The sequence below is a fragment of the Mesorhizobium sp. RSR565B genome (genome assembly GCF_054719465.1).
In genome coordinates this window covers 429661-441602 of record NZ_JBTTIE010000001.1, presented here as the reverse complement: position 1 = coordinate 441602, position 11942 = coordinate 429661, and the positions used below count along the sequence as shown (strand labels likewise).

Genomic DNA, 11942 nt, shown 5'->3' with positions numbered 1-11942 from the left:
TGAGATATGGCCAAGCGCGCGTTCAACCTGCCTAACATGCTTACCTATGCCCGCATCGTCGCGGTGCCGCTGGTGGTGCTGTGCTTTTTTCTCGAGGGGCATCTGAAATCGAGCGACTTCGCCCGCTGGTCGGCGTTGATCATCTTCCTGCTGGCTTCGATCACCGACTATCTCGACGGCTATCTGGCGCGCGCCTGGCAGCAGACGTCCAACATCGGCAAGATGCTGGATCCGATCGCCGATAAACTGCTGGTCGCCACCTGCCTGCTGCTGCTCGCCGCCGACACCGACCGCCATGCCGGCATCGCAGGCTGGTCGTTGTGGGCGGCAATCATCATCCTGTGCCGCGAAATCCTGGTTTCGGGGCTGCGCGAATATTTGGCGGCATTGAAAGTCTCGGTGCCGGTGACGCAGCTCGCCAAATGGAAGACCGCCATCCAGATGGTCGCCATCGCCTTCCTGCTGGCCGGGCCTGCCGGCGACAAGATCTTCCCGCTGACCACGCAGACCGGACTGGTGCTGCTGTGGATCGCAGCCCTCGTCACGCTCTACACCGGCTACGACTATTTCCGCGCCGGCCTCAAGCACATCATGGACGAGTGAGATGACCCGGCTCATTTATTTCGCCTGGGTGCGCGAACGGATCGGCAAGCCGGAAGAGGATGTCGAACTGCCCGCCGGTATCGAGACGGTGGCCGACCTCCTGCGCTGGCTAAAATCGCGTGGCGAGGAATATGAGCACGCGCTGCAATATCCTGATGTGATCCGCGTCGCCATCAACCAGGAACATGTCGAGCATCGCGAGAAGATAGCCGACGCGCGCGAGATCGCGCTGTTTCCGCCGATGACCGGGGGCTGACACCATGTCCGGCGCGCCGACGGTGCGCATCCAGCGCGACGATTTCGACGTTGCCGCCGAGATCGCGAAACTGACCGGGGGTCGCGCCGACATCGGCGCCGTGGTGTCCTTCTCAGGACTTTGCCGCGACGAGCAGGGCCAGCTGTCGGCGCTGGAACTCGAGCACTATCCAGGCATGGCCGAGGCCGAAATCAGCCGGATCGCCCGCGAGGCACTTCAGCGCTGGCCGCTGCAAGGGCTGACCGTCATCCATCGCCACGGCAAGATCGCACCGGGCGAAAACATCGTGCTGGTGGTGGCGGCGTCCTCGCACCGGCAGGCGGCGTTCGAAGCGGCCAATTTCCTGATGGATTTCCTGAAATCGCGTGCACCCTTCTGGAAGAAGGAGCACCGCGTGGACGGCACCGATGGCGGCTGGGTCGAGGCCAAGGACGCCGACGACCAGGCTGCGGCGCGCTGGAAGGCGCGGCCCGAATAAATCTCGGCGCAGCCATGTATTGACCGCATTCCCTTGGCCAAATCGCATCGGCCAAAAAGGGAGCAAGGGCATGCTGGACAGGATCGCCGAATTCTTCGTCTTCGGTTTTGTGCCGCTGGTTATGGGCGTTCTGGCCGTTCCCGAGCCTTCCGTCGCCGCCGAGAAAACCCTGAAGGGCGAGGTGATGTATCGCGAGCGCATCGCGCTGCCGCCCAACGCCGTGCTGTCGGTTCAACTTGCCGATGTATCGCTGGCCGATGCGCCGGCCGCCATTGTCGGCGAGCGCAAGGTAGCGCCGGCCGGCCAGGTGCCGATCAAGTTCGAGATCAGCTTCGATTCAACGGTGATCCGGCCCAACATGACCTATGCGCTGCAGGCGCGCATCACCGCCGACGACAAGCTGCTGTTCGTCACGGACTCGCGCTATCAGGTCGATCCGCTCAGCGACGCGCCGCAGGCCATTGTGCTGAAAACGGTGGCGCCGAGCGACAAGCCGACCTCGGCCTCGCTGTTCGGCCAGAGCTGGCTAGTCGAATATATCGACGGTATCGGCGTGATTTCGGAGCCGCAGGCGACGTTCCGGGTCAGCGAAGCCGGCAAGGCGGGCGGCAGCGGCCCGTGCAACGCCTATTTCGCCACCGCCAAGGTCGATGGCGAGACCATCGTCATCAGCGACATCGGCTCGACCTACAAGGCCTGCGCGCCGGAGATCATGGCCGAGGAAAAGGCGCTGTTCGAGGCGCTCGCCAAGGCGGCGTCATACCGTGTCGATGGCGGCAAGCTGATCATCGCCGACAAGGACGGCCACGATATCTTGCGCTTCAACGCAGCGAGCTAAGAATCAAGACTGCGGCGGCGGGGGCGCCGGCGTCAGGCCGAACCGGCGCATCAGGTCCATCAGCCTGGTGCGGTCTGGCGGGCCGCCAGTGCTGAAGATGGCGAAGGCCTCGCGAAAATATTCCGGGCCGATCGCCGCCGGTGTCACCACGCACAGCACCTTGGCGGTCGCGGCGGTGTCGTTGTCGAAGCGATGGACCGCGCCGCGCGGAATGCACAGCGCCTGGCCCGGCCCGATATCGTGCCGGTGTCCGTCGACGGTCAGCATCAGCACGCCTTCGATCCCGTACATCGTCTCTTCATAGTGATCGTGGCTGTGCGCCGGGGCGGGCAGGCGCTGCGAGCCGGCGACCGTCAGTTCGAAGGCGGCGATGCTGCCGTTCGACTGGTCGCCGGTAAGCAGGAAGCGCACGGCAAGGCCGCCATGGCTGATTGTCTCGTCGGCCGGATTGACGCTGATCTGGCTAGCTCTGTCTAGCATTTCACCCTCCCATGTGGTAAATCCGATTTACCGAAATGAGTAAACTCGATTTACCCGAGTGTCAATGCCATTATCCAGGGAAGAACCGCCAAAGAAGCCACCGCTGATCGGTGCACTGCTGCGCGTTCCGGCCATGGCCATTCACCGCAAGCTGATCAGGGATCTCAGGGCGTCGGGTTTCGAGGACCTCAGCCCGCCGCATATGGCGGTGATCCAATATCCCGGCCCGGATGGCCTTCGGCCGAGCGCGCTCGCCGAGCGCGCCGCGATGAGCAAGCAGGCCATGAATCAACTGCTGAAGACGCTGGAAGCGATGGGTTATATCACTCGCTCGGCGGCACCCGATGAGAGCGGCGGGACCGTTGTCCACTTCACCGACCGCGGGCGCGCCGCATACCAGAAGATGGCCGACATCCTGCTCGACGTCGAACGGGAATGGGCCGAGGAACTGGGCGAGAAGCGTTTCACGGAGCTGAAAACGCTGCTCGGCGACCTCTGGGACACGCCGCTCATCCGTTGAAAGCGGATGAAGCCGAAGCCGGGACCTGACCAAAGAAAAAGGCCGGCGAAGTGCCGGCCTCTTGCATACATTGGTTCGCGTCGGCTCAGCCGACGATCTCGGTGTCGGAGAACCAGTACTTGATCTCCTGCGCGGCGGTTTCCGGCGCGTCGGAGCCGTGCACGGAATTCTCGCCGATCGACAGCGCATGCACCTTGCGGATGGTGCCTTCGGCGGCGTTGGCCGGATTGGTGGCGCCCATCACTTCGCGGTTGCGGGCAATGGCGTTTTCGCCTTCCAGCACCTGCACAATGGTCGGCGCCGACGACATGAATTCCACCAGTTCGCCGAAGAACGGACGATCCTTGTGGACGGCGTAAAAGCCTTCGGCCTCACGGCGGCTCATCCACACGCGACGCGAGGCAATGACGCGCAGGCCGGCCTCTTCCAGCATCCTGGTGATGGCGCCGGTAAGATTGCGCCGGGTCGCGTCCGGCTTGATCATGGAAAAGGTGCGTTCGAGCGCCATGGGGTCGTCCTTGTCTTGAATGAAAGTCTTGAGAATGGAATGTGGAGTGGCGGGCTCTATACAAGCCGCCCGGCCCATTGCCAAGAGGAAGGGCCCCGGCAGCGTTATTCGGCCGCGACCGCCCGCATGGCTGTTCGCAACGCCCTGGTCAAAGGCAAGACTTTGCGGAAAAATGGCGATTGCGCAGGTACGGATGAGTTCGAAGGGAAATCAGCTGAACGGAAAGACGTCGGACCATGTTTGACGGGACGCGCTGGCCCTACCTCCACCTCAGACCGGGCGACATAAAAGGGAGCCTTTGGATTATCGGCATCTTGGCTGCCGTGGGCCTTGTTCTGCTGCTCTTTTCGGGTCGCCGCACAGATACGAATTTCGGTTTCGGGCCCGAATGGCAATGCACGCCGATGCCGAAGGGCGACCCGATCTGCGTCAAGCTGGTCGGCAAAGACGGCGCGAAGTGACTGTCAGTATCACTACCGCCTGATAACAACGGGCGGCCGCCGGCGCTCCCAGCCCTCGCGCTCCAGCGTCGGCATCTCATGCTCCTCGCTGGGATAGCCGAGGCAGAAATAGCCGATCAGCGTCCACTCAGGCGGGGTGTCCAGGATTGCGGCCATCTCGGCGGCGTCGAGGATCGACACCCAGCCCATGCCGATGCCTTCCGCCCGCGCCGCCAGCCACAGCGTGTGCACCGCCATGACGGCCGAATAGTCGATTGTCGCCGGCATGGTCATGCGGCCGAGCCCGTGGCCCTGTTGCGTCGTGCGGTCGGCGAAAACCGCGAACTGGCAGGGCGCTTCATTGAGACCGGCGAGCTTCAGCCGGGCATAGAGCGCGGCGCGCTCGCCCGAAAAGCATGCCAGCGCCTCGGCATTGCAGCGCTCGAAACAGTCTCTCACCGCGCCCCGCCGCTCGGCGCTCTCGACCACCACGAAGCGCCACGGCTGGCTGAGACCGACGGACGGCGCGACGCTGGCAAGCTCCAGCAGCCGCTCCAGCGTACCCTCGGGCAAAGCCGTCCGCTCGAAGCGCCGCACATCCCGGCGCCAGCGCAGCAGCGTGACCAGCCCGGCGCGAAAATCATCGGTGAAATCGGGGGGTGGTGGCATGGCGATCAGGAGACTTGTGTAGGCAGTAGGCAGTAGGCAGTAGGCAGTAGGCAGTAGGCAGTAGGCAGTAGGCAGTACAGCGCTCAGACCCTATTGCCTACTGCCTATTCCCTAAGCTGCTGCCGCCGCCTCCTTCCAGCAATGCCGGTTGAGCGGACGGGTCGCGTCGTGTCCGACGAGTTCATAGAACAGAATGGTCATTGGCGGCTGCGTCCTCGCGGTCTAATTAGGCGCCTGCGGCTGAAGCGGAACTCGTCGGCGGGAAAAAGATGAAACAGCATTTCATGATGTTCGCGGCCTACAATCAATGGGCCAATGGCCGCACCTACGATGCCGTCGCCGCACTTGACGAAGAAGAGTTCAACCGCGATGTCGGCGCATTTTTCGGCTCGATGATGGGCACGCTCAACCATCTGCTGGCCACCGACCGCATCTGGATGAAACGCTTCACCGGCGAGGGCGACGCGCCGGCAAAGCTCGACGCCATCCTGCACCGCGCATTGCCTGGCCTAAAGCTGGCGCGTGAGGCTGAGGACAGGCGGATCGTCGACTGGGTCGGCGGTTTGACCGAAAAGGCTTTGTCCGGCCGCTTCTCCTACATGACCGTTTCCGACATGCGCACCGTCTCGCAGCGGCTGGCGCCGGCGCTGGGACACGTCTTCAACCACCAGACCCATCACCGCGGCCAGGCGCATACCATCCTGACCATTCTCGGCCGGCCTTCGGTGCAGCTCGACCTGGCGTTTTTCCAACGCACCGACGAAGGCCGCGCCTACGCCTGATCTCCTGACCGCGCTTCCGTTTGAACGCACGGGAGCGTTACCGGTACATTTGCGCCGACCATCCATGCCCGACGCCAGCTCTGATTCCAGCCGGGTTGTGAGGACCCTGTCGGCACAACTCTGCCCGGTGACGGGGCCAGGTGGCTGGGCTGTCGGTGGCCCGCCTTTTGTGGGCCTTCGGCTCCAGGCCGCCGCAGCCACAACCCGCTCCAACTCCGGTGGAACTTCTGTTTAGAGAATTAAACAAAGTTTAAATATTGAAGCAAAAACATATTTTTTTTTAGCAGACCAGTGCACACCTTGAGAACTACAATCCTTATTCTTGAAAAAAATAAAGAAACTATAAGGAAGACTCGTGCGTAGCTGTGAGTGCATAAGCATATGTCTGTTTGATTTGCTGGCATGTTGCAGTGCACAAAGCAGAACGGCAACAAGGAGAGTGTCATGGTTAATATCACTCGGAAAATCGCTAGAACACTGGCGGCGGGTGCAATTATCGTCATTTTTGCCGCTCCCGCGAATGCAGGCGGCGGAATTGGCGTCGGTGTCGGCGCATCTATCGGCGGTGCTGGCGGCATCAATGCAGGTGTTGGCGCTTCGATCGGCGGCAGCGGCGGGGTCAAGGCCGGTGCCGGCGCCTCGGTTGGCGGCAGCGGCGGTATCAAGGCGGGTGCTGGCGCAACGGTCGGCGGCAATAGCGGCGTTACTGCGGGCCTCGGCGCCTCAGTCGGCGGTAGCAGCGGCATCAAGGCCGGCGCTGGCGCGACGGTCGGCGGAGCCGGTGGCATCAAGGCCGGTGTTGGGGCCACGGTCGGCGGCAGCGGAGGTATCAAGGCCGGTGTCGGCGTCAACGTCGGCAGCGGCATCAACGTCGGCGTCGGCGTCGGCATTGGCGGAACGCCCGGTACGCCCGGTACCCCCGGCACTCCAGGAACTCCTGGAACACCAGGCACCCCTGGGACACCCGGTGTCGTCGCCAGCATGTCGAACAGCCAACTGACACGTATGAAGAAGCGCTGCGTCGATGTGCTCGCCAGCGAGGGCACCTACGACAGCGATCTGCGGCAGCTATGCCTTATGATCTCGCGTCGCTGAGACAGGTTTCGCCGGGAGTGTCGAACCAGCCGTGAGGCTTTACGGCACTCTCCTACCGCATGGCCCAGACTTCCCGAGGGACATGCGCTGACGAGAAGCCTCCGGCCAGTCGGAAAGCCCGCCGCGCAAGTGGCGGGCTTTTTGTCGCCATTCATATCAAGGCAATCGATTGCGCCTTTCGGTTGCCGGAGCGTTTTATCGTTTAACGGAAACGATGAAACGCGCTATCCCTTTGTCTTGGCAATTCCGAAAGGAAAGCGCTACGCACTTTTCCCGGGAAAGTCGCTCACGCTTTTCCTGGAATTGTTCTGGTTAACCACATTCGAATTGCGGGTAGGATTTTAGGGTTTCATTTGTGTTCCCGCTGCAAAATGGCGAACACAGTGGGAGAAATGGCATGCGGGTCGATCTGTCGCCCACGAGCTGGGGCAGGGTCATAGCAGTCACGGTTGTCGGCACGGCGATCTGTATCGCGGCGGCCTTCCTAGTCGATTCCTACAATTTTCCGTCGCTGTCGCCCGATGCGCTGCGCTGGGCAATGCTCACTGACCTGCTACTGCCGCTCGTGCTGGGTGGATCGTTCTTCTCTTTCCTGATGTACAAGATGCGCCAGCTGGCGATCGCCCAGAAGAATCTGAGCATTGTCGCGGCGACCGACAGCCTGACCGCGGTGTTCAACCGCGGCGCGTTTTCAATGCTGGTCGAGGCCTATCTCGAACAGGCGCGCAGCCAGACCGTCGTCGATGCCGGCGCTCTGTTGATCGTCGACGCCGACCATTTCAAGACCATCAACGATCGATTGGGCCACGATTGCGGCGATCAGGCGCTCAAGCTTATTGCGCAGACGATCAAGGCCCAGCTGCGCGGCGCCGACATTGTCGGGCGCATCGGCGGCGAGGAGTTCGCCATCTTCCTGCCTGGCGCCGACCCGTCGCAGTCCTGGCTAGTTGCCGAGGGGATCCGGCGGCGCATCCGCGAGGTCGAGTTTGCCCCGGATGGGCGGCCCTGTCCGCTCTCGGTGAGCATCGGCGGCGTCGCCTTCAGCGGACCCACCACCTATGCCGACATGTTCCTGACGGCCGACCGGCACCTCTACAAGGCCAAATCCAACGGCCGCGACCAGGTCAGTTTCGAGACCACAGGGCCGCGCGCCCTGCTGGCTGGTGATCCGACGTTGCATTGAACTGACGACTTCAGCCAATCAATTGGTGCCACCAGTCAACGCCGCTGGGCCAGGAAACAAGCCGACGGGCCGTTGACGTGATCAGCCGCGACAAACGATTCCTCAACGTCGAAGCCCGCGCGGGCAAAAGTGTGAAGAATGCCCTTACGTGACATCCACACGGAGGTGTCATGAATACCACCGTTGAAGAGATCGGTGGTCTGAGCACCCAGATATGAGCGCCAGTAGTACTCCGCCGTATATCCCATATATTGAGCTGCGGTCACCCGCCCAGAGAATGGAACACGTCGAAGATCTCCCGCCGGCATATACTCTTCGTCGAAAAAATGCGTCCATAAGAAGATGCTGTCGGACCTCCGCGTCATATTGACCAAAGCGCGCAGAGGATCAACGAGATGGTAAAGTATCCCACTGGCTACAATAAGTCCGAACTTCCTGCTTTCGGTATCCAGCCATTTTTCCACCTCGCCATATTCGACGTGAAGGTTCGTCAGATTCAGAACCTCCTTGGTGATAAGCGTCTTCAAATAACAAAATGAATTCCCCTCGATGGCAGTAAGTTCCCCAACCCCGGCACGGATCAATGAATAGCTATGACCTCCCTCAAGAGGACCCAGTTCCACGGCGTTGATCCCGACAATCGATGCACCGAGCTTGTTAACGAGATAGGCAATTCGGGGATCGTCGAACAGCGGAACAACACCGCCGCTCTTCAGGCCGGATTCACGCGGGAACCCCGATGTCCAGCGACCTGAAAAAACATCTATCGCAGCTTGTTTAGAGGGGAGTTCTGAGGAGTATCGTTCGTTTACCAGCATATTCATCTCCCTCTCTGCCCATTAATACCTGTCGGTTGCGACAAGACTTCCCATGGCTTGCTCACGCGGGGTGGAAAGGCGATTGAGAAATCCGTCCGGTCCACAGTAAGGTTCGGGCTATAGTAAGGGTCATTCGCAATTATCGATGACCAACGCTTTACCATGTAAGCCTTCTCCAGTCCAAAACGCTCTCTTTTTTCTGCGGTGTCTTCATAGCCACGCGTTGCCGACTCGTGATGGAATAGCTCCGCGCCGGGCAGCCAAATGTTGCGCAACCCGATCTCACGAAGACGAAGGCAAAAATCGACATCGTTGTAAGCGACGGCAAGATTGGTCTCATTGAGGCCGCCGACCGATTCGTAATTCGCCTTGGTGACCACCAGACACGCACCTGTCACCGCCGCAAAATTCTGATTGAGCGCCGCACGCCCGACATATCCTGGGGACCATCGATCGAATCCTTGATGAGCATGGGCGGCGAGCCCTCCAAGCCCCATGATTATACCGCCATGCTGAAGTGTCCCGTTGGGATAGAGTAGTCGCGCTCCAACAGCGCCGATGCCCGGGCGGAGGGCGTGTTCAACCATTTCGGTCAACCAATCTGGCGCGATCACTTCTATGTCGTTGTTCACAAGAGCAATAACTTCGCCCGAAGCAACATTAACGGCATTGTTGTTAAGCCGGGAGAAATTGAACGGACCATCGTCCCGGACTACGCGAACAATGCCGTCTCTTGAAAGCTGTGAGAAATATTCTAACGCCTGCGGATCGGTGGAACCGTTGTCCACCAGAATGATTTCGAAATTGCTGTAGCCGGTCAGGTTCTTGATCGACCCTATGCAATTTTGAACGAGTAGCGACGCGTTACGCGTCGGAATTATCACACTTACCAAAGGCAGCGGGCCGGCAATTGGGTAGCGTGTAAAGAAACCGAAACCCGCGAGTTTCGCGACACCGTTTGGCTCAACTCGTTTCAAATGTTCGTTGAGGGCCCTTTCACCGGCAAGCATCGCATATGGCTTGGAATCGGAGGTCTTTGCTGTGCTGCCCTGGTGAGTCCGCCAATGGTAGAGGACATGAGGAATGTGGACGATTTGCTCGGGGCTTATGGCTTCCGTGAATCTGAGAGCAAGATCATAATCTTGTGCTCCTTCAAACCCCGGTCGACAGCCTCCCAGATCCCGAACAGTTTGCGTATGGTATACAGCTAGATGGGTGACCAGATTATGCGATCTGAATAAATCTACGTTCCAATCCGATTTGAAATACGGATCGCAGCGGTTCCCTTGCTCATCTATTTTGTCTTCGTCTGAATACAAGAGTTTGGCATCTGGGTTGTCAGCGAGTGCTTTGGCAATACATACCAAAGCATGCGGTGCAAGTGTGTCATCATGGTCGAGGAATGCAATCCATTCGCCCGTACACAACGAAATGGCCGAGTTGGAAGCATGGGATATGTGCCCGTTCTGGGGCCGGAAGATGATTTTTATGCGAGGGTCTCGGGCTGCGTATTCGCCCAAGATCGCGGCAACGGATTCCTGGGTAGAGGCGTCGTCAGCTATGCATAGTTCCCAGCGCTCATAGTGTTGTGCCAAAACACTTTCAATTGCCTCCCGCAAGAAGTGCTCAGGCGTATCGTATACCGGCATAACGATCGAGATCAGCGGCTTCTCAGGCAGATGTGACACGAATGATTTTATAACAGTTATGTCGCGACTAGAGCAGGCATCGTATGCTGAGATCCACGACGCATAGCTCTGATCCCCAGTGCCTTGCGCTCCCAGTCGACGGAGATCCGACAACAGAGCGGTAGCACCGCCTGTCTTTAGCGATTTGAGCGCACGCCTGAGAACGACAAGTGCGTCATGTGGAGTTCGAACGCGGCTGATTGTCTCTGTTGAGATAACCCGCGAGTAGAAAAGAAATTTCGAAACTGCCGACGTTGGTACATCGGCCTTTGAGGGTGCCTTCAAATCATGGCTCTGATGGAACATTCTTCGAAACAGTCCCGAGAACGTTGCCTGACCTCGCAAAATGCGCGCGACAGCGCGCATAGGCCGAGTTACCCGCCAGGAGCGGCTGGCATGGATCTGTCCGATGACCTCGCAGAGTTCTGACGTCATTTTATTCGCGGTCTCGAGACTTGCCGCTTGTTCTCGGTGGTGCATTTTGAGAGCCACTAGATCCGAGATAAGGCTCTGAAGTCTCTCCTGACTGAACAGGAATTCCAATTTCGATCGTTGCGCTTGGTCTGCGACCGAAGCTTGAGTCACACCTTCGCGCTGTTCCCTGTGCAACGCCCCACTCTCACGCTGGACTTTCAGGCGAGCATCCAGTTCGGAAAAAAAGGTGTCGCCGGAAATCGCCGAAAGGGTGTCCAATTCGGCCTTGATCCTATCAAGGCTATGGCTCGCGGATTTGTCGCGCTTGTCGATGGCTAGAGAATTGAGGGCCGCATACGCCTCGTTGACCCAGAGGGAAATGCGGTTGTCGTCGACAAGCTCCGCAGCGCTGGCAGTATGATGGTCGGTAGAAGCATATCGATTGAGGTTGTCAGCGGCCTCTCGAAGGGTGAGTGGCCAAGCGAGATCCAACTCGTCGACTATTTTCGAAAGCGCTGGCCGCCACTCGGAGGTCAGGTCCTGATAAGACACAAATACACGTTGCTTGCCCCTAGTCGCGTGCTCAGCATCCAGGGTGTGACGTAGCCAGAGCAGACAGCAGAAGCCCAGGGTAAATTGATAGCGTTTTTCCAGGGAGGCGGCGACCTCAAACGGGTTGCGGTTGACGAGCACGTAACGCACGTCAACCCCCATGGCCTTCAATACCTCTGCATAAAGCGGTGCGAACCGAGATATTCGCGGCTCTTTGAGGACGAAGAGTTCGGGCTCACCAAACTCCTCAACGAGGAGGCGTGCGATTTCGACCTTGTAGTGTCGGATGCGCGATCTTGGGAGACTTGCGATTTCGAAATCGCGCCAATCGTCCCACCGGCTCCCAGCTTCCTTAAGCAGTCGCTCATGCAGTGTAACCAACGGCACAGATTCCCAAAAGCCTTTCCTGTTGTCTGCGGCGGGGGGCAATATGTTCCTTGGAAGTTCGGCACCGAGCAGGCTGATTGCCCTGGCCACAGCACTGGTACCCGAACTGTGCATGCCGAGCACCATAATGCAGGTACGCTTTGCAATCGGCTTCGCTTTGGCGCGCACATTCAGCGATCCAGTTGCCGGAATCTGGAAGTTGAAGGTTTCCGTCGTTCCGCTGTCGCTCAT

The 11942-nt window shown here is 59.5% G+C and carries 14 protein-coding genes; 9 read left to right on the top strand and 5 right to left on the bottom strand.

Going from position 1 to position 11942, the window contains the following annotated elements; all coding sequences use genetic code 11:
• Positions 1-6: 6 nt before the first annotated feature.
• The 4 genes from pgsA to ACYG9R_RS02215 all read left to right on the top strand — a co-directional run bounded on the left by pgsA (position 7) and on the right by ACYG9R_RS02215 (position 2175).
• Positions 7-603 (top strand): CDP-diacylglycerol--glycerol-3-phosphate 3-phosphatidyltransferase, encoded by a 597-nt coding sequence (pgsA, locus tag ACYG9R_RS02230; RefSeq protein WP_023673449.1) that lies wholly within the window; start codon positions 7-9, stop codon positions 601-603.
• Position 604: 1 nt separating this feature from the next.
• Positions 605-859 (top strand): molybdopterin converting factor subunit 1, encoded by a 255-nt coding sequence (gene moaD, locus ACYG9R_RS02225; protein WP_023824129.1) that lies wholly within the window; start codon positions 605-607, stop codon positions 857-859.
• Positions 860-863: 4 nt separating this feature from the next.
• On the top strand, positions 864-1337 hold the full coding sequence (locus ACYG9R_RS02220; RefSeq protein WP_023689088.1) for a molybdenum cofactor biosynthesis protein MoaE: 474 nt from the start codon (positions 864-866) through the stop codon (positions 1335-1337).
• Positions 1338-1407: 70 nt separating this feature from the next.
• A complete protein-coding gene (locus ACYG9R_RS02215; RefSeq protein ID WP_023824128.1) occupies positions 1408-2175 on the top strand; it encodes a YbaY family lipoprotein in 768 nt (255 codons plus the stop codon).
• A gap of 3 nt (positions 2176-2178) precedes the next feature.
• Here ACYG9R_RS02215 and ACYG9R_RS02210 read toward each other — a convergent pair whose 3' ends face one another.
• Positions 2179-2655, bottom strand: coding sequence for a cupin domain-containing protein (locus tag ACYG9R_RS02210; RefSeq protein WP_023711914.1), 477 nt, complete (start codon positions 2653-2655; stop codon positions 2179-2181).
• A gap of 64 nt (positions 2656-2719) precedes the next feature.
• Between ACYG9R_RS02210 and ACYG9R_RS02205 the strand changes: the two genes are divergently transcribed.
• Positions 2720-3175, top strand: coding sequence for a MarR family winged helix-turn-helix transcriptional regulator (locus ACYG9R_RS02205; RefSeq protein WP_023711913.1), 456 nt, complete (start codon positions 2720-2722; stop codon positions 3173-3175).
• 85 nt (positions 3176-3260) lie between these two features.
• Here ACYG9R_RS02205 and ndk read toward each other — a convergent pair whose 3' ends face one another.
• Positions 3261-3683: a nucleoside-diphosphate kinase gene (ndk, locus tag ACYG9R_RS02200; RefSeq protein ID WP_023701900.1), complete on the bottom strand. Its 423-nt coding sequence runs from the start codon at positions 3681-3683 to the stop codon at positions 3261-3263.
• Positions 3684-3919: 236 nt separating this feature from the next.
• On the opposite strand from ndk, the gene ACYG9R_RS02195 reads away from it, so the two are divergent.
• The gene (locus ACYG9R_RS02195) at positions 3920-4144 is read left to right on the top strand and encodes a hypothetical protein (RefSeq protein ID WP_023824127.1); all 225 of its coding nucleotides are present in this window, start codon (positions 3920-3922) and stop codon (positions 4142-4144) included.
• Positions 4145-4156: 12 nt separating this feature from the next.
• On the opposite strand, the gene bluB is transcribed toward ACYG9R_RS02195, so the two are convergent.
• On the bottom strand, positions 4157-4792 hold the full coding sequence (gene bluB / locus ACYG9R_RS02190) for a 5,6-dimethylbenzimidazole synthase (RefSeq protein WP_023824126.1): 636 nt from the start codon (positions 4790-4792) through the stop codon (positions 4157-4159).
• 269 nt (positions 4793-5061) lie between these two features.
• Between bluB and ACYG9R_RS02185 the strand changes: the two genes are divergently transcribed.
• From ACYG9R_RS02185 to ACYG9R_RS02175, 3 genes are all read left to right on the top strand, one after another.
• Positions 5062-5574 carry a DinB family protein gene (locus ACYG9R_RS02185; protein WP_023824125.1) on the top strand — a complete coding sequence of 171 codons (513 nt, stop codon included), beginning with the start codon at positions 5062-5064 and terminating at the stop codon, positions 5572-5574.
• Between the two features lie 444 nt (positions 5575-6018).
• Complete coding sequence (locus tag ACYG9R_RS02180; RefSeq protein WP_023824124.1) at positions 6019-6669, top strand: hypothetical protein; 651 nt, start codon at positions 6019-6021, stop codon at positions 6667-6669.
• Positions 6670-7066: 397 nt separating this feature from the next.
• Entirely contained in the window at positions 7067-7852 is a 786-nt protein-coding gene (locus ACYG9R_RS02175; protein ID WP_023824123.1) for a GGDEF domain-containing protein, read from the top strand.
• A gap of 35 nt (positions 7853-7887) precedes the next feature.
• On the opposite strand, the gene ACYG9R_RS02170 is transcribed toward ACYG9R_RS02175, so the two are convergent.
• Together ACYG9R_RS02170 and ACYG9R_RS02165 are read right to left on the bottom strand one after the other, a co-directional pair.
• A complete protein-coding gene (locus ACYG9R_RS02170) occupies positions 7888-8670 on the bottom strand; it encodes a hypothetical protein (RefSeq protein ID WP_155923278.1) in 783 nt (260 codons plus the stop codon).
• 2 nt (positions 8671-8672) lie between these two features.
• Entirely contained in the window at positions 8673-11942 is a 3270-nt protein-coding gene (locus ACYG9R_RS02165; protein WP_196813604.1) for a glycosyltransferase, read from the bottom strand.

What these genes read in the sequence shown, in the direction of transcription:
- ACYG9R_RS02195 (WP_023824127.1), top strand. Translation starts at nt 3,920, where the DNA reads ATGTTTGACGGGACGCGCTGGCCCTACCTCCACCTCAGACCGGGCGAC.
- bluB (WP_023824126.1), bottom strand. Translation starts at nt 4,792, where the DNA reads ATGCCACCACCCCCCGATTTCACCGATGATTTTCGCGCCGGGCTGGTC.
- ACYG9R_RS02175 (WP_023824123.1), top strand. Translation starts at nt 7,067, where the DNA reads ATGCGGGTCGATCTGTCGCCCACGAGCTGGGGCAGGGTCATAGCAGTC.
- ACYG9R_RS02170 (WP_155923278.1), bottom strand. Translation starts at nt 8,670, where the DNA reads ATGCTGGTAAACGAACGATACTCCTCAGAACTCCCCTCTAAACAAGCT.
- ACYG9R_RS02165 (WP_196813604.1), bottom strand. Translation starts at nt 11,942, where the DNA reads ATGAGCGACAGCGGAACGACGGAAACCTTCAACTTCCAGATTCCGGCA.
- ACYG9R_RS02185 (WP_023824125.1), top strand. Translation starts at nt 5,062, where the DNA reads ATGAAACAGCATTTCATGATGTTCGCGGCCTACAATCAATGGGCCAAT.
- pgsA (WP_023673449.1), top strand. Translation starts at nt 7, where the DNA reads ATGGCCAAGCGCGCGTTCAACCTGCCTAACATGCTTACCTATGCCCGC.
- ACYG9R_RS02220 (WP_023689088.1), top strand. Translation starts at nt 864, where the DNA reads ATGTCCGGCGCGCCGACGGTGCGCATCCAGCGCGACGATTTCGACGTT.
- ACYG9R_RS02205 (WP_023711913.1), top strand. Translation starts at nt 2,720, where the DNA reads ATGCCATTATCCAGGGAAGAACCGCCAAAGAAGCCACCGCTGATCGGT.
- ACYG9R_RS02210 (WP_023711914.1), bottom strand. Translation starts at nt 2,655, where the DNA reads ATGCTAGACAGAGCTAGCCAGATCAGCGTCAATCCGGCCGACGAGACA.
- ACYG9R_RS02215 (WP_023824128.1), top strand. Translation starts at nt 1,408, where the DNA reads ATGCTGGACAGGATCGCCGAATTCTTCGTCTTCGGTTTTGTGCCGCTG.
- ndk (WP_023701900.1), bottom strand. Translation starts at nt 3,683, where the DNA reads ATGGCGCTCGAACGCACCTTTTCCATGATCAAGCCGGACGCGACCCGG.
- ACYG9R_RS02180 (WP_023824124.1), top strand. Translation starts at nt 6,019, where the DNA reads ATGGTTAATATCACTCGGAAAATCGCTAGAACACTGGCGGCGGGTGCA.
- moaD (WP_023824129.1), top strand. Translation starts at nt 605, where the DNA reads ATGACCCGGCTCATTTATTTCGCCTGGGTGCGCGAACGGATCGGCAAG.